At 44.7% G+C, this 16,834-nt stretch carries 15 protein-coding genes and 1 pseudogene; 14 read left to right on the top strand and 2 right to left on the bottom strand.

What is annotated here, in order from left to right:
• Nucleotides 1-4 precede the first annotated feature (4 nt).
• Nucleotides 5-994 (top strand): DNA-directed RNA polymerase subunit alpha, encoded by a 990-nt coding sequence (locus ACXAG2_RS18065; protein WP_119499876.1) that lies wholly within the window; start codon nucleotides 5-7, stop codon nucleotides 992-994.
• 41 nt (nucleotides 995-1,035) lie between these two features.
• On the top strand, nucleotides 1,036-1,434 hold the full coding sequence (rplQ, locus tag ACXAG2_RS18060) for a 50S ribosomal protein L17 (RefSeq protein ID WP_119499877.1): 399 nt from the start codon (nucleotides 1,036-1,038) through the stop codon (nucleotides 1,432-1,434).
• Nucleotides 1,435-2,237: 803 nt separating this feature from the next.
• Here rplQ and ACXAG2_RS18055 read toward each other — a convergent pair.
• Together ACXAG2_RS18055 and ACXAG2_RS18050 are read right to left on the bottom strand one after the other, a co-directional pair.
• Nucleotides 2,238-3,370: pseudogene (locus ACXAG2_RS18055) on the bottom strand (IS3 family transposase); the annotation flags it as partial.
• A 493-nt stretch (nucleotides 3,371-3,863) separates the two neighbouring features.
• A complete protein-coding gene (locus tag ACXAG2_RS18050; RefSeq protein WP_474869306.1) occupies nucleotides 3,864-5,540 on the bottom strand; it encodes a hypothetical protein in 1,677 nt (558 codons plus the stop codon).
• Between the two features lie 596 nt (nucleotides 5,541-6,136).
• On the opposite strand from ACXAG2_RS18050, the gene ACXAG2_RS18045 reads away from it, so the two are divergent.
• The 12 genes from ACXAG2_RS18045 to ACXAG2_RS17990 all read left to right on the top strand — a co-directional run bounded on the left by ACXAG2_RS18045 (nucleotide 6,137) and on the right by ACXAG2_RS17990 (nucleotide 16,833).
• Nucleotides 6,137-7,834, top strand: coding sequence for a GspE/PulE family protein (locus tag ACXAG2_RS18045; RefSeq protein ID WP_474869303.1), 1,698 nt, complete (start codon nucleotides 6,137-6,139; stop codon nucleotides 7,832-7,834).
• A complete protein-coding gene (locus ACXAG2_RS18040) occupies nucleotides 7,831-9,036 on the top strand; it encodes a type II secretion system F family protein (protein ID WP_474869300.1) in 1,206 nt (401 codons plus the stop codon). Before ACXAG2_RS18045 ends, ACXAG2_RS18040 begins: the two co-directional genes overlap by 4 nt.
• Nucleotides 9,037-9,072: 36 nt before the next feature.
• Nucleotides 9,073-9,504 carry a type II secretion system major pseudopilin GspG gene (gene gspG, locus ACXAG2_RS18035; RefSeq protein ID WP_474869298.1) on the top strand — a complete coding sequence of 144 codons (432 nt, stop codon included), beginning with the start codon at nucleotides 9,073-9,075 and terminating at the stop codon, nucleotides 9,502-9,504.
• Nucleotides 9,505-9,507: 3 nt separating this feature from the next.
• Nucleotides 9,508-9,927 (top strand): prepilin-type N-terminal cleavage/methylation domain-containing protein, encoded by a 420-nt coding sequence (locus ACXAG2_RS18030; protein WP_474869296.1) that lies wholly within the window; start codon nucleotides 9,508-9,510, stop codon nucleotides 9,925-9,927.
• A 3-nt stretch (nucleotides 9,928-9,930) separates the two neighbouring features.
• On the top strand, nucleotides 9,931-10,359 hold the full coding sequence (locus tag ACXAG2_RS18025; protein ID WP_474869293.1) for a type IV pilus modification PilV family protein: 429 nt from the start codon (nucleotides 9,931-9,933) through the stop codon (nucleotides 10,357-10,359).
• 2 nt (nucleotides 10,360-10,361) lie between these two features.
• Nucleotides 10,362-10,997, top strand: a complete 636-nt coding sequence (locus ACXAG2_RS18020; RefSeq protein ID WP_474869290.1) for a prepilin-type N-terminal cleavage/methylation domain-containing protein — start codon at nucleotides 10,362-10,364, stop codon at nucleotides 10,995-10,997.
• On the top strand, nucleotides 10,994-12,076 hold the full coding sequence (locus ACXAG2_RS18015; RefSeq protein ID WP_474869288.1) for a hypothetical protein: 1,083 nt from the start codon (nucleotides 10,994-10,996) through the stop codon (nucleotides 12,074-12,076). Before ACXAG2_RS18020 ends, ACXAG2_RS18015 begins: the two co-directional genes overlap by 4 nt.
• Nucleotides 12,030-13,124, top strand: coding sequence for a hypothetical protein (locus ACXAG2_RS18010; RefSeq protein WP_474869286.1), 1,095 nt, complete (start codon nucleotides 12,030-12,032; stop codon nucleotides 13,122-13,124). The genes ACXAG2_RS18015 and ACXAG2_RS18010 overlap by 47 nt, the downstream gene beginning before the upstream one ends.
• Nucleotides 13,125-13,131: 7 nt before the next feature.
• The gene (locus ACXAG2_RS18005; RefSeq protein ID WP_474869284.1) at nucleotides 13,132-13,725 is read left to right on the top strand and encodes a hypothetical protein; all 594 of its coding nucleotides are present in this window, start codon (nucleotides 13,132-13,134) and stop codon (nucleotides 13,723-13,725) included.
• Nucleotides 13,722-14,186 carry a hypothetical protein gene (locus ACXAG2_RS18000; protein WP_474869281.1) on the top strand — a complete coding sequence of 155 codons (465 nt, stop codon included), beginning with the start codon at nucleotides 13,722-13,724 and terminating at the stop codon, nucleotides 14,184-14,186. Before ACXAG2_RS18005 ends, ACXAG2_RS18000 begins: the two co-directional genes overlap by 4 nt.
• Nucleotides 14,187-14,256: 70 nt before the next feature.
• Nucleotides 14,257-16,266: a secretin N-terminal domain-containing protein gene (locus tag ACXAG2_RS17995; RefSeq protein WP_474869279.1), complete on the top strand. Its 2,010-nt coding sequence runs from the start codon at nucleotides 14,257-14,259 to the stop codon at nucleotides 16,264-16,266.
• A 39-nt stretch (nucleotides 16,267-16,305) separates the two neighbouring features.
• The gene (locus ACXAG2_RS17990) at nucleotides 16,306-16,833 is read left to right on the top strand and encodes a ribonuclease E inhibitor RraB (RefSeq protein ID WP_474869277.1); all 528 of its coding nucleotides are present in this window, start codon (nucleotides 16,306-16,308) and stop codon (nucleotides 16,831-16,833) included.
• Nucleotide 16,834: the final 1 nt, after the last annotated feature.

Raw genomic sequence — 16,834 nt, 5'->3', positions numbered from 1 at the left:
AAGCATTGTGGGTTCTGTGACTGAATTCCTGAAACCGAGATTAGTTGAGATCGAAAACGTTTCTCCTACTCGTGCCAAAGTAACTTTGGAACCACTGGAGCGCGGCTTTGGCCACACTCTGGGTAACGCCCTTCGCCGTATCTTACTGTCATCCATGCCTGGATGTGCGGTAACTGAGGTCGAAATTGACGGCGTATTACACGAGTACAGCACCAAAGAAGGTGTGCAGGAAGATGTAATCGAGATTCTGCTGAATCTGAAAGGTTTAGCGGTTCGCCTTGAAGGTAAAACTGAGGCAACCCTGACAATAGTGAAATCTGGCGCTGGCCCTGTTGTTGCTGGTGATATTCAGCATGACGGTGACGTAGAAATCGTTAACCCTGAGCACGTTATCTGTACTTTAACCGGCGAAGCTGAAATCAGCATGCGCATTAAAGTTGAAACTGGCCGTGGTTACATTCCTGCTGCTACTCGTCGCTCCTCCGAGGAAGATGATCGTCCAATTGGTCGTTTGTTAGTTGATGCTTCATACAGCCCTGTTGAACGTATTGCTTATTCAGTTGAGTCTGCCCGTGTTGAACAACGCACAGACTTAGACAAACTGATCATCGATATGGAAACGAACGGTACTCTGGATCCTGAAGAAGCGATCCGCCGCGCAGCCACTATTCTGGCTGAGCAATTAGATGCCTTCGTTGATCTGCGTGACGTTTCTGAACCTGTTCAGAAAGAAGAGAAGCCGGAATTCGATCCGATTCTGTTACGTCCTGTTGATGACCTGGAATTAACTGTACGTTCTGCAAACTGTTTGAAAGCAGAAGCTATCCAGTACATTGGTGACCTGGTTCAGCGTACTGAGGTTGAGTTACTTAAGACGCCTAACCTTGGTAAGAAATCGCTAACTGAAATCAAAGATGTTCTTGCATCTCGTGGATTGTCTCTGGGCATGCGCCTGGAAAACTGGCCACCAGAGAGCATCGCTGAGAAAGATTAATCAGGTTTTTATCAAACTGATTTGTAGAGAAGGATAAAACTATGCGCCATCGTAAGAGTGGTCGTCAGTTGAATCGCAACAGCAGCCATCGTCAAGCTATGTTCAAAAACATGGCCGGCTCACTGGTCAAGCACGAAGTGATCAAAACGACGTTACCAAAAGCGAAAGAATTACGTCGCGTAATCGAGCCTTTAATCACACTGGCTAAACAAGACAGCGTTGCAAACCGCCGTCTGGCTATGGCCCGTACAGGTGATAAAGAGGTAGTAGGTAAACTGTTCAACGAGCTTGGTCCTCGTTACGAAGCTCGCCCTGGCGGTTACACTCGCATTCTCAAATGCGGTTTCCGTACAGGCGACAACGCTCCTATGGCGTTTGTTGAACTGGTAGACCGTCCTGAAGTTGAAGTTTCTGAAGAAGCTGAAGCGACAGAAGAGTAGTTAATACTCTTATACCAAGCCTCTGTTTATAGTCGGCTAGTATTTGTAGAAACCCCTTCCTAAAGGTAGGGGTTTTTTTTCGATTTAATTTTGTCCTTGAATGTACTTTGAGTATTCCCCGATTCATCCGTCCGCGTTCAGCGGCACTGAGTGTTTTCAAATCTTTTATACGCTGTTTGAGAACACACCACTTTGTGCCGAAGAACTTAAAAACTGCAATGAACAAAGCTTTAAAAAGCGACCTTGATGTGGACTCGGATCATCAGTATGTGGCGGCTTACTATTGTACGGCGGTCGATCCTGCCAGATATTACAAACCCAAATATAAAGTGCGGGCCGATGCAGGTGCTCAAATAATAGAACGGTGGATAATAGACTCATTTTGTCATTACACCTCCCTCGCGCCGTATGAGCCCAACCTATGTATCAGCATCTTGCTAACGTGGGGAATAGAAAGCCATTCAACCAGGCGGCTGGCAAATGCCTGTAGCAGTTCTTTGTACTGAGTAACGTTGCCATAAACACGCTCTGAGCAATGACCTGATGTTAATCATGGTCGACTATAGGGAAGTGGTAAAACCATCCTCATAACCTAGTTGACTACCGGTTAATCGTACAAAACAATTGATGAAAACACGCTTGCTGATGCCATACTCGCGTTCCTCATGTACAACGCATACAGGGTAAAACTGAAAAATAAACTTAATAGAACGCTTACCAACTTTGATGCTACCTGAACACTAAGCTATAAATTAAATAGCTAACGATGCCGGCGTTTTTCAAGGTAGTTGTCGCCTGAGCTGTTAAGCTGCTTCTTTTCTAATATCCGGTTTTAACTCCACGCTTCCGATCTTATTCCAGTTTCTGGTTTCACCAGACCAACGACTTGGATTTCTCACTTTTGCCTTGGCATATAACTCAGTGCGCTCCGCCAGTATCTGTTGGTCCTCGCCTTTGTGTCGCAGCCCTGGGGTAACGAATCTTATGCGGCTGTGGCGATGTTCGGTGTTATACCAGAGGGCAAAATCGCGTACGCAGGCTCGCACTTCTTCCAGTGACTTGAAGCCTTCACTCGGCTATCAATGGCAGTATTTAACTGTGCGGAACAGAGGTTCTGAGTAGGGATTATCATTACTGACACCGGGTCGGCTACGTGAGCCGATAACGCCCATTTCAATCATCTTTGCTTGCATGGTCAGGCTCTTCATCGGACTGCCATTATCAGAATGTAAGATTATCTCTTCATACCCGCATTTCTCAGACCATAGTGTACGCTCCAATAGGTTGGCGGCATGCTCACCTGACTCGCAATCATACACTTCCCATCCCACTACTTTGCGGCTAAAGATATCCATTATCATGTACAGATAAAAGAACCGACCAATGACCGTAGAGGGGCAGTACGAGATATCCCTGGTCCACACTTGACAGGATCCCTTAGTGGTAAACCCATCAGGTTTTGTCAGTGTACCTTTGGGTTTTGCTTTACCTTTGTGGGTAAGCTGATTATTGGCTTTTAATATACGGTAAAAGCTGGACTCCGAACCCGGATAAATTCATTCATCAGCCAATATGGGAACAATCCGGATAGGCGGGAGACTGGGAAACTGTTCTTCATTGCAGATATCCAAAATGGCTTGTTGCTCTACCTCCGTTAGCTTATTCGCAGGCGTCGGCCTTACCGCCTCCGGGCGCTTATCTGCACAAATCCCATCCGTGTCCCGCCATCGTTGCAACGTGCGCAGAGAAAAGCCAATGATGCCACAGGCTTTGCCCTTTCTGGTCCCCGCGCTAACGGCTTCGTCAACCAGTGAAACATAGTGTTGCCTATCTGAGTACGTGGTTAATTGTCCTCGTCTTCCCCACTGTAGGTATTTAACTTTTTTCTAAGCACCAGTAGCGCAGCAGTCTCTTTCACCGCAGAAAACTTCCGCCTCCTGTCTAATACTATAAAAAACTGAGACGACAACTATCCTGACACAGGGGGATGCGTTGACAAGAAGTGTTCAAATAAAACCGGAACGGATGCTCAAGCAAATTGTATTACGCATACCGCATACGATTGTGGATCATAACTGTTCAGATAAGTCAGTAATGGGATATAGCTTTATAAATGCGCGAGTATAGCGTTTAGGGATAAGTACTGTTTTTGCTGCCACGTGTGTACGTCTTTTGTAATATAGCTTCGACAGCAGCTTTGTGGCTCTTTCTGCGCAGTTATTTCTTGATACTTTGACGATTTCTGTACTACCGGTGGTCCGGCGTTAAAATAGACAAGTAATTTAAGTGTCGACCATCGGCCATTTAATTTTAACTACTGAGGGGGAGGCTGCTTTTCTGGAAACTGATTTGAATATAGACGTTAATGTTCTGGAAATAAAAAAAGGTGGCATAAGCCACCTTTTTTTTCTAACAAGAGTAAAAACGGATTAGTTACCGTTGTTACCAGCGTTAGGCAGAGCTGCTTCGTTACCCTGAGTGGTAGATGTCATGTTGAACAGTGAACCACCAGCAGTACGGATCAGGCCTTGACCTTCACAAGTATCGAATGCACCTTTCAGTACTAAGCGTGCACGACCTTTATAGTCAGTAGAACCAGTTACACCGAATGCAGTTTCGATATCGATGATATCTTGACCAGCAGCAGTTGTACGGTCCGCACCTTCAGTAGAGAAGATTTGCGTAGCGTGAATTGCTAAGTCTGGAGCAACTGTGATGTCCTGACCAAGTACAGTACCGTCTTGAGCATACAGAGTACCGCGGATGTCACCTTCGTTAGTAGTAGAGGTGTTAGTCAGACGGATATAAGCCATGTCTGAGTTACCAACCGCTGGTACGTTGAAGAAGCTAGCGATACAGCCGTTGCGCAGTAAGTCACCGAACTCACCAGCAGTTTCTTCTACGTTATCGTAACGAGCGTTGAAGAAGTCGATGTTCCAAGTCGCAGAAATCATACCAACTTCTGGAATTGTATCTGCATCAGTACCAGTTTTAACTGCATAACAAACTTCATAAGCAGAAGTCAGTTCAGTAGTTGTACCGGAAATCTCGATATCGAAAGAAGTCAATTCTTCGTCAGAGATAGTGTTAGCAGTGAAAGCTGTAGTAGAACAGTCAGCAGAAGAACTCAGGTAAACTGAAGAACCTTCTTGCAACTGGCCTAAACCAACTGCGAAAGCCAGAGAGTGAACATCACCGCCCTGGAAGTCGAAGTCATCGCCATTTTCTTTCTTAATTTTCTCACCGATTGGTGCAGTAGTGAAAACAGTGTTGTCGATGTCTTCAAGAGACAGCTGCAGGGTACCCAAGCTAACTACAGAAACATCGCCAGCTTCGTCGAAGTCTGAACGACCATCTTCAGCAGAAGTGAAGTCACTGTTAAGGTCAGTGAAAGTAGTTTCGCCGTTACCAACGTTAATACGAACAGTGCTGGTGAAATCTACTGGAGTAGCAACCAAATCTACAGGCGCTTGAGAACCGAAGATTACCAGAGGAGTGTCAGTTGCAGTTAATGCAATCGCATCAGCAGTAGTATCAATTGATTCTACGTATTCAACACCCAGGCGAACGAATTTAGAAGCGCTGTCCGGGTTCAGAGCAGAAGTCAGGTTTTTAACTGCATAACCAACAAAAGTTACGTCTGTTAAAACGTCGTCATTAGCGCCGAAAGTCAGTTCGAAAGTGATAGTGTTATCACCGATAGCACCACCCTGAACAACTTCATAAGCAACCGCGCCAACACCAGTGTTTAATGAAAACGCACCTGCACCACCGTTTGAGTTATCAACAAGAGTAGTTGTAGATAAGTCTTCACCAAAAACAGCGCCACCACCTAAAGTGAACTTAACTGTTGCAACAGAGGCAGTGCTACCGTTATCACCAACGTTAAGTCCGCCGCTTGTCAAGTCGAAAGTAACTGAAGGTGCAGTGATCAGAGTTTCTTCAGAACCTGTACCAGGCTTGCCGTTACCGAAGATTACGTCAGCAAGAACTACTGTTTCGTTCGCGCCACCTGTGAATTCCAGTACTTCGTCAGCGGCCAGAGCAGGAGCCGTGGCTGCAGCAGAAAGTGCTACCGCAAGCGCTGTTCTTTTAAATAGTTTCATTTATTAAATCCTTAATATCGTTATAAAGCTTAAGCCGTTTCGATCATTTGCTATAGCTATACTTGCAGTTAGCGCACGAACATATAACAAATGCCTAAACTAGTTACTAAACGCATCAATTGAGATAGGGCACCCGAGTGATTGATGCGCCTTTCACACACCAAGAGTTTATTCTGAACTTGCCAGAAGTCAACCCCTTCATTTATGCACCACATCAAATTAACCATAAATGTTGGCTAATTATTTTTGTCACTATTGTGGTCTGGCTAAACTAACAGCGGTTTGAGACGTTTGCAACAACCATGAAATGTATAAGGAAATACTATTTTTTCTTTAACAATCATAATTTTGATTGTTTCTATGTACTGTATTAAGTCAATCGTGAATTTTTGATGACAGTTGTGCATATTGCGGCATCCAGTTTATACAGGCTTGTATATTTTCATACGCAATTGTTTAGCATTGCACTTCCTGTCCGGTTGTTTGTCAGTTCGTTTGCACAACTTAACATTTATTGTTCCCGCATTGAGTTAGCATTTCTGTTGCATTACTATGCTTGCCGCAACGAAGTTCACACTGGTTTCTAGAGAAAATGAATGGTTAATACGATTGGGGCACGCTTGCAGGCGAAAGGTGTTTTATCTGATGCCGATTTGCAAAAAGCGCTTAATATTCAATCCGAGATTGGGGGCAAGCTTGGCGCCATTCTTATCAGGATTGGTGCAGCGTCTGAATCTTTGGTACTTACTACCCTGGCCGAGCAATTAGATTTACCACTGGTTGGCCACAATCTTGATACACCTGAGCCTCTGCAAATTGTCGAGACCTGCCGAGAAAATAGTATAGATATTGAATGGATGCTTGACCAGAAGGTGTTAGTTTGGCAGGCGACGTCAACTGATAATAAACTCTTCTGTGTTTCCCGTGACCCGCTAGCTGGCGGTTTGCTTTCTTCATTGGAAATGTTGTGTCCTGCCATGGAAGTCATGCCCGGATTTATTCTGTCTCAGGATTATGACGCGCTTGCCCGCAGTGTTGACAAATACAAAAACCAGTACACCTTTGCCGCCTCAGAAAGTGAAAGCTATTTGAAAGAATTGGCCGAGGAAGCACCCACTATTGAATTGGTCAATAACCTGTTTGCCCAGGCCGTGGATGCAAATGCGTCGGACATTCACTTTGAACCGGAAGAACACAGTTTCAGAGTCCGGTTCAGAAGCGATGGTGTGTTGACTACCAAACTAACACTGGGGCGCGAAAAGTTCGATGCTCTGGTATCACGAATCAAACTTATATCAGGCATGGACATCGCTGAAAGGCGCTTGCCACAGGATGGAAGTATTTCAACCAGAGCTGGAGGTCAGGAAATTGATATTCGTGTTTCTGCATTGCCCGGTGTATTTGGTGAGTCGATGGTCCTGCGTCTCCTGCCGAAAGACAGAAAGCAGTTGAGCCTGGAAAAACTCGGCATGGCCCCTGATCAAATGGCAATGATGTCGAAGCTCGTCCGTCAACCCCATGGCATTGTTTTGGTTACCGGACCAACCGGTTCGGGGAAATCAACAACGCTTTATACCGCACTCGATGAATCCAACGAGAATGATAAAAAAATCATTACAGTTGAAAACCCTGTAGAATTTAAACTGGAAGGGATTACCCAAACGCAAACTAATGAAGAGATTGGGTTAACCTTTGCTGCATGTTTGCGGACGATTCTGCGTCAGGATCCGGACGTCATTATGATTGGTGAAATACGTGATCTGGAAACGGCCGAAATTGCCATGCAAGCATCAATCACCGGTCACCTTGTGTTATCAACGTTACACACTAACGATTCGCTGAGTGCTTTTGCCCGCCTGATTGATATGGGTGTAGAACCTTTTATGGCCGCTACACCGGTTATTGCCACTCAGGCACAGCGTCTGGTCCGGAAATTATGTAACCATTGTGCTGAACCGGCAACAACACTCCCGCCTGACGCCGCTGACATTGAAGGCCTGGCCGCACAATGCGGCCTCCATCAACCCGCTGCCTGGCGTATTGCTAAAGGCTGTAGTGAATGTCAGGGAACAGGGTATCGCGGTCGGGTAGGTATTTATGAACTCATTGAGATAAAAGATAAAATGCGGGAGCTTATATTGGCACAGCGACCGGTGAGTGAGATGTACGAACTGGCAAAAAAACAGGGGTACAGGAACTTATATGAAGACGGCATGCTCAAAGCCTTTATGGGGTTAACCAGTATCGAAGAAGTATTCCGTGTTTGCCGTACAGGTGATGCAGGCGATTTATGAATCAGTATGCATATGAAGGCATAGATAAATCTGGTGAAAAAGTCAGTGGCACTATCTCAGCCGAAAGTTTCCGTGCCGCCGCACGCCAGTTAGAAGCGCGGAACTTAAGCGTCACGGTATTAGATATAGACGAGGGAACCGCTGGTAAGCCGGATAGTAGTCGTAACAGCAAAATATCTAAAAATGACGTTATCCTTATTTTTTATGAAGTTGCAACGATGTTACGGGCCGGTGTTAGTCTTAAAGATGCCATAGAAGCGCAATGTGAGTCTGCTCACTCAGATGCAGTACTTGATATCTTTCAAAAGCTACTTAAGCAATTGAAAACCGGTACAGCTTTTTCAGCTGCTGTGAGAAGCACTGCTCTGAAAGTACCTGACTATATGCACCATCTCATCGAGTCAGGGGAAATTACCGGTCGCCTTGCTGCATCAATCGAGCAAGGTGTTGAGCAGATGGAATATGATTTAAAAGTACAATCAGAAACCCGCAGCGCACTGATTTACCCCAGTATCCTTGTTATGTCGGGAGTTATTGCTGTTGGTATTATGTTTTTGTTCGTTGTCCCCAAATTTGCTTCATTATTAAGCAGCGCAGATGAAATGCCTTTACTGGCCTGGCTGGTCATTACATCCGGAGTCTGGGTAAATGAAAACAAGCTGGGTGTATTTATCGCTTTAGGGGCGCTGATCGCCGGAACTGTATTCGTTTCTACTCAGGAGCAGTTTAAAATTCCCTTACTAAATTTTTTTAGTAGAATGCCTGTTATCGGCACGTGGCTAAATGAAAGCGATATGGCTGTCTGGTCGAAAATGCTGGGCATATTGCTTTCCAGTAAAGTGCCCATGCTGGATGCATTAACCCTTGCTGCTAAATCGAGTCGTATTCCATGGCGGAAGGCAAGGCTGGCGCAGGTAAAATCCAGTGTTAAGTCAGGTGTGGCCTTGTCAGCGGCTTTGCGACAGGAAAATGTAGTATCTCCTACCACTGTTAACCTTATTAAGGTAGGAGAAAAATCCGGTGATTTATCCACTACGTTAGCGTCGGTGTCACGTTTGTATGACCAGGCCAGTAAAAAGCGAATGCAAACATTATTGTCACTCATTGAACCCATCGCAATATTGGTGATAGGCGTAGTGATAGGTGTCATCATTATGGGGATCATTCTGGCAATAACCAGCGCGAATGACATCGCCATTTAATAACTCATCTAAAAGATATACACGAAAGAGGTTCCAATGCAAAATACCAAAAATCGCGGTTTCACACTGCTTGAGATGATTGTTGTACTCGTGATTATTGGTTTACTTATGGGTCTTGTAGGTCCGCGGGTATTTAAGCAGGCGGATAAAGCTAAAGTGCAGACTGCAGAGGCCCAGGTCGTCATGTTGAAAGGCGCTTTGCAAACCATGCGGCTCGATATCAGTCGCTTTCCAACTAATGAAGAAGGTCTGGATTTGCTGATTAACAATAGTACACCAGCTAATCCAAACTGGGACGGGCCGTACCTCGAAGAGGAAATTCCTCTTGATCCCTGGGACAGACCATATATTTATTCCACTAAAAAGCCTAAGAACCAGCCTTTTGAACTTTATTCGTTGGGAGCGGATGGTAAGCCCGGAGGTGAAGAATACGATACTGATATTGGTTATATTGCGGATAAATCCTAATCAATGATATCTGAAGATGCGTTGTCAGGAACATCACGCAATGCAGGCTACACCCTTCTTGAATTGATTATTGTTTTAGTTCTGATGGGGCTTCTTATGGGCTTAACTACGCCGCGCCTGATGCAGCTTTATGAGTCCGTAAGCTTTTCACTTCAACGTGATGAGATACTCTTTCAATTAGAAAGTTTGCCTTTCGAATTGTTTCAGAGGGGAGAAGCGTTTAAGTTATCCCAGATCGGCAATGGGTCAACGTCCGGTTTGATGTCTCTGCCTGATGGATGGGTTTTCGATCCTCATTTTTCGGAGGACGTGACTTACAGTCCTTTTGGTTATTGTTCCGGAGGCGAAGCACGGTTTACTAAAGGTAACCGTGAGCTGCGTTTAAAGCTTACTGCCCCTCTGTGCCGGCCGGAAGTCATGTAAATCGTGAATAATCATCGGTTTCATTTTTCTCAGAAGGGATTCTCCCTCCTTGAAGCTGTTGTAGCACTTATGCTGGTTACTATGCTCAGCATGACTTCTTTCGCATGGATCAACAACCTTCTATTGTCCGTTACAAAACTCGAAAGTAATGCATATGAAAACTACCTGGAACGTAACGTGACTGAGTTTTTATCTGATATTAATGTCATGTTGATTCCGTCAGGTAGTCAGAAGTTTGCAACGGTAACGATTACCTGGGACGCAGAGTTGATAGAGCCCGTGAAACGGGGCAAAAATATGAATGGTGGCGCCACGCCCTTTGAACTTGGACTTTACAATGTTGTTGTAACCGCTGCCGACGAAGAGCATAAGCCGGTTACGTTTAACATGATAAAAGTGGGCTATCGTGGTTTGCCTGACAGCAGTTTCTGATCATGAGATATAAACCTTCAACTTTACGTCCGGCGGCCGGTTTTACGTTATTAGAAATGATGGTAGTTCTGCTGCTTGTCAGTTTGATATCTGTACTTCTCATGCAAGGTTTCAGTTATGTAACAGGGATCCAGGAGCGGCTGAGAAGTCAGTTGGTAAGAATACAGAATACCGAACTTAAGGAACACTGGTTCAGGTTAGTTGTCCGGTCTTTTCATTACAGCCGCAATGCTGATGCTGCTCATTTTAGTGGCTCTCCTACTGAATTATCAGCGCTTACGCTCCAACCGCTGGACGGTATCGCCGGTGTTCCGACAAAGGTAACATGGACCCTCGGGCAGAATGGTGAAGAAACCATTCTTTACTACCAACAAGCCTCTGAGCCCCCGGTCAGTATCGCTCGCTGGCAACAGGAAAAACCTGAATTCAGGTACCTCAACAGTGCCGGCAAATTACTGACAGAATGGCCCGGCGACACGGTTGATGATGGCTTGCCTTTCAGTTTTGCTCAGACCGGCAACACAAAGCCGCTCTTGCCTAAAGGGGTAGTACTCATGGATGTCAGCCAATCCAGCGATTTCTTTTGGTATGTTTCAATAGCAAGTAATGCCATTCAAGAGCCGGACTTTGCGTTATGAAAACATCTGCTAAAAAGCAAAAAGGCTTTATTCTGGTGGCTTCCATTTGGGTGATGGCGGCACTTATTCTTATGGTAAGCGCATTTGCATTATGGGTCGAAACAAGTCTCAACAGAGCGATAAAGCAAGAGCAGTATCATCAGGGAAATATCGACGCCATTGCTACCCGGGATATCTTGTTTTACATCGCTGCTACAGAGCAGTCCACTGTTGCTGGTATCAACCTGCCCGGCGACACAGATCCGGCAGCGGAAGTGAGTGGCATGTCACTGGATGATTTTTTAGGTGGTGCCGCCATTGATGACATTGGCGCTAAAACGACTGCTGTGCAGGGAAATGAGCTGGCGGTCGATGCGTCAGTGTATAGTGGCCGGGGCGTTTCGTTGTTCTCAACTTTAGACCTCGCCGGATTAATTCCACTTAATTCCCGTTCGACAGAATACGTCGGGTCGCTGTTGACTCATATTGATACGAACCCGGTATTGCAGGAAAGGTTGATTGCGACATTGCAGGATTACATCGACAAAGATGATGTACTAAGAGTTAACGGTGCTGAAGCCTTTCAATACCAACAAAGGAAAATGCCTCCTCCGCCAAATACAAACCTCTTTACGGAGTATGAACTGCAACGTGTACTCGGGTGGAAGGACAATTCTGCGTTATGGTCTGATTCCAGTCTGATGTCTGCCCTCACTACAGCAAATGTTGTTCCCTACAATATCAATGCTATGCCCGAAATTGTCGCACAAATTGCGTTTGATATGGATAAGCCCAGCGCAGAAAAATTTGTTAATGAAAGGAGGAAGCGCGCTTTTTCAAGTTTCAGGGATGTATCAGAGCGAACAGGTATTAGTTTGTTCGCCCACCTTGATAAAATAAGGGTTCTTCCCTCCCAGTATATTCGCTTTTCGTTTTGGCCCCGCGGGGCAAGATTCAAAAGAGAAATTGATGTATACTTTTTGCTAACGACTAGAGCTGGCGACACGCCATGGATTATAAGTCGGGATTTAATCGTGCCTATTTCGGAATCTGATGCCCTTGCTGAACCCAAACAACCTAAAACAGACCTTCTCCGCTAACCGGTATTTGCAAACTTCTCAGGATGTCATCTTTCCGGAAAAGCTGACTACACGTGCACAATGGGTGATTGGCAGAAACTTATGTCTCTACCGTATTTTCGACATATCAGGTTTGCCAAATAAGCAGAGAGAAAGTGCACTGGCGATGCAGATCCGGCGGTGGGCGCCATTCTCTAATCCGGGTTACCACATTGTCTGGTCAGAGAGCATTGCGGGTGTTTGGGTGTGGGATAAAGACAAAGCGAACAACAGTATTGAGGAAGTTGGTGTTCAGGCAATATCTGTACTCCCTGAAAGCGTATATTTTCCCCGCATGGATAACACTACCGCATTGTGGTTGCCGGCTGCCGAACAAGGCTTTATCTTCCAGCTGTGGGTAAAGGGCTTTCTGTTTGTCGAAAAATGGTTTCTAAAAAAACCGGATGCGCGGCGCTTTGATTTGTTTATCCGGTCAATTGAATTACCTCCGGCTTGCGAATTAAGCTGGGAACAAATCCAGACTATTTGTCAGAAGGCTGCTGACGCACCACTGTCTGAAACATTGAAAACGCCCTGGGGAGCAAAAAATAAAACCTGGTCAATTGTTCAGCAGCTTCCATGGGAGCAGAGCGCGCTTTTACTTGCGGGTCTGTTGGTGATTTGTGCTTATGTATGGCTAATTACTGAAACCGTAGTGAATAGCAAAGCACTATATGAAGTGAATAGCCGCGCTAAACAGTTAGAAGCCAGTGTGGAAGATGTATTGGCAGCACGGACAACTGCAGAACAATTGAACCAAAAGAGTAACCAGCAACTGCTGCTTATTGATTACCCGCCGCAGTTGATGCTTATGACAGAAATAGAAAGTGTATTTGCCCCGTTAAATTTGGTGCTAAAAGAATGGGATTACAAAGGTTCTACACTTGAAGTTACCACAGAAGGTAAAGTGAATACGTTAAACGTCGTCAAAAAACTGGAAGAACTAAATTGGGTTACCAGTGTCTCTGTATCCACATTGCGCAGAAATGAGCAAAACAAATTCACCCTTACATTAGCTTCCGCTCAATAAGTCAATTATGGACAATTTTAAGAAAGAAATACTGTCTCAATGGCAACAAGCAGTTGAGCAATTTAAAAATAATCAGAGGTTTAGAATTAGTTTATGGTTGATCTTTGTGATCATCGTTTGTTACCCGTTGTTGGTGCTTAGTGACTACAACGGGGAAATCAGGTCTGATATTACAAAAGCCCTGAAAAGAGAATCAAAAATTGTAAGGACGTCGAACGAAAAACAATGGTTTAATCGTGCAGATGAACTTAGTTCACTGTCAGAGCGTCTTGATGCTGCTTTCTGGACGGCAGCAACGACGGGGACAGCCAAGGCCACGCTATATCAGACAATCAGTGACTGGTCTCAAAAACATGAGTTAGAAAAAGTGCAAATCAGACTTGAAGATCCGCTTCTTGTCGACGGACATAGCAATCTCTACCGAATTGGCGGACAAATTGATTCAGAATTTGACGCGAATAAAAGTTTGTTTTTTTTGCGGGATCTTGAAAATCATATGCCAAGAGTTGTTGTTGAGAGAATGGAGATAAGCCAGAGAGCAAGACCTGTTCACAGGATCATGATTGCGTCTTATTTTACAATCGACGGAGCCGGTCAATGATGCCGGTTACATTCGTAGTAAAGTCAAAACTGTTTTGGCTGGTTTGTATATCCATTTGCCTGGTTGTTTTACTTGTTGCGACAACACAAGCGCCGGATATTTCCCCGGTGACATCTGAAGAACGGGACAGCGCATGGAAAACCGCTGCTTTTCGTTATAGTTCTGCGGACGCAAAAAAAATAGAAAGGCTCATGACAGGCACGCTTTGGGGGGCCGAACAAGAGCAGGAAACTGAGGTACAGGATGTAGCATGGTCATTAAAGGGTATTGTGGTAGAAAACGGTACTTTTGAAGCTATTGTCGATTTAGACAGCGAATCAAAACAAGTCACTCCGGAGAGATTCGGCAGATTTGCTGAAGGTGACAGCTTACCTAATGGAGCTACGCTTGTTCTTATAGCAAAAGATTACGTAGAGTATGAACTCAACGGTGTAACAAATAGAAAGCGCCTATATGAATAGCGTTACGATCTCTATACATATACAGTGATGGAAGTCTGAAATTAAAATGCAGTGTAAAAAAATGACTAATATGCGATTGAACAAATTGTTAACCGTACTCGTCGCCGTCTCTCTTTCGTCTTGTTCACTTACCCGTGAATTCGACCATGCTCCAAGTCCGCTTGAAGTGAATACCGGCAGAGAAAAAGCGCAGGATAGTGCAGCTACCGGCGATGATGTTAATGATGGTTCTGATCAACAACGTATCAGCCGAAGTCTGCCTAAACCACCACAGCAGAAAACGCTTAATTCTGCGTTGAGTTTTGAAGATGCTATGGAGCTTGAAGGGCAGCCTATTGCCCTTAACGTAGCCGGTCTTCCTTTACCTGAATTTATTCATGAAGTGCTTGGACGCCGTATGGGGTTGTCGTATCACCTGGACCCTAAGTTAGAAAGTAAAAAAGATTTAGTCACACTTAATATTGAGAAGCCTCTGTCACCAAAAGAATTATTTAAAACCGTTCAAACGGTCTTAACGGCTTATGGTGTTACATTGAAAAACGTTGACGGCTTGGTAAACGTTCAGTTTTCTCCGGCAGGCGCCTCGTCTGAACCTCCGATATTGATTAGTGGTGAAGCGCTTCCTACGGTACCGACAACACACCGGCCGGTTTTCTTCCTGATGGATCTGAAAGTCGTTGAAGCGCAAAGAGCTGTGGGCTGGTTATCCCAGGCATTTGAAGGGCAAAATGCAAAATTCAGTTCTGACCCTGAACGCAACGCTGTATGGCTGAGAGGCTCTTTGGATGTGGTCAAACAAGCGGCGGAAGTAGTTAAACTCGTTGACCAGCCTCTTATGCGTGGCCGGCATAGTATGCGAATTGAGCCGAAATATTTAGGTGCAGACACGCTTTCAAAACGTCTTACCGAGATGTTGGGAGCTCAGGGTTACCATGCCAGAGAAGGAAAACCCGGCGCGATTAGCCTTTTCACGATTGAAGAAACTAATAGCATTATTGTATTTGCCAATGATGAGCAGGTCCTTTCTTTTGTAGCGGATTGGGTTGAAGATCTCGACAAGCCACTTAAAAAGACTAAGGGTAACAATGTTTTTTACTATGAAGTAAAGAATACGTCAGCAGAAGATATTTCTGAGTCTATGAACAAGCTGCTGACAAATGGCTTTGCCTCTTCAGAAGAAGATGGCGAAAGTGACGGGGATAAAAAATCCTCGTCAACACAACGGGGCAAACTTGTCGTTGATGAAGGTCGTAATGCACTGTTGTTTTACGGTACGAATAATGATTGGGTTACCATGCTCCCGGCTATTGAGCGTTTAGACCAGAAACCATTACAAGTACTAATTGAAGTTATTGTTGCCGAGGTTCGCTTAACTGATGACTTTTCTTTTGGTATTGACTGGGCAATAAACAATGTAAGTTCAAGCCTCTTTAATGGGACTACACCTGACTCCGTATCAATTACCGAGGATGGATTGTCCTTTTATCCAATAAGCTCTTCAGGCTATACCCGTGCCGTGTTGACAATGCTTGCCAAAGACAGCAAGGTAAACATTTTACAAACACCTCGTATTTTGGTTCGCAGTGGCCAGATAGCCACAATTAATGTAGGCGATGAAATTCCAATTCAGACCGCTTCCCAAACGAGTACTGAAGGGGGCGCGGTAACCCAGGAAATTCAATACCGGAAAACCGGTAACAATTTGTCGGTTGAGCCCATTGTTTTTGCAGGCGGCCAAGTCAATATAAGTCTGACACAGGAAATCAGCCAGAGCGGTTCCACTGGCACAACGACCACGCCTACTATCACTTCACGTTCAGTCTCTACATCTCTTAGTATTCAGGATGGTGGCTCGGTTTTGGTTGGTGGTCTTATTCAAAATTCGAAAACCTCCGGTGAGACTAAAGTGCCATTTTTCGGGGATATTCCGATCATTGGTAATCTCTTTACGGACACGTCTGAATCTTCAGACAGAACAGAGTTGATGGTGCTGATTGCACCTTATGTAGTAAAAGACAATGATGATGCAAGCGCTATTACAGAAGCGTTTAAGAAACAATTACAAGTTATGTATGAGTAATTTATCCTTTTTTTCGCACTATCGTGGAGATGTAAATAAATGCGTTTGATACCTTTAGTTTTCCTTAGCTTCGTACTTACAGCTTGTTCTAACACCAGTAAAAAAGTTGATTCATCTGTCGACAATGATGCCAGTGGCACTGATGTTTCTGAAATTAAAGAAACGAAATCGGTCGAAGTAGTCTCGGATGAGACCAATGGAAAAGTAAGATATGTAATGCAGGGTTATTTAACCAAAGAACAAATTCGGGAGCAGTTTGAAAAAATACAAGCGAGCGGGATTGATACATCAAAGCCCTATAAATGGGAATTCCGCTTTACATCCAAAATCATGTCTGCATTAGAAGATTTTACCCAAACTGCTCACATGCTGGAGTTCTGGCCTGTTGCTTTGGAGAGTAGTGTCAATGCGGATATGTATTGGTTGTATATTCAGAAAACTCAACAGTACGATAAAGAGCAGTTTGTTGACGAGATTAGTAAATTAATGAACATGGCAGAATATTGGAAAATCAGAACGTTTGATGGCTTTAGTGTCGATAATCCGGATTCGGTTGCTGAAAAATAAC

It is taken from the genome of Alteromonas sp. ABH4_456, from assembly GCF_056160645.1.
This window is presented reverse-complemented; position numbering and strand designations above follow the sequence as displayed.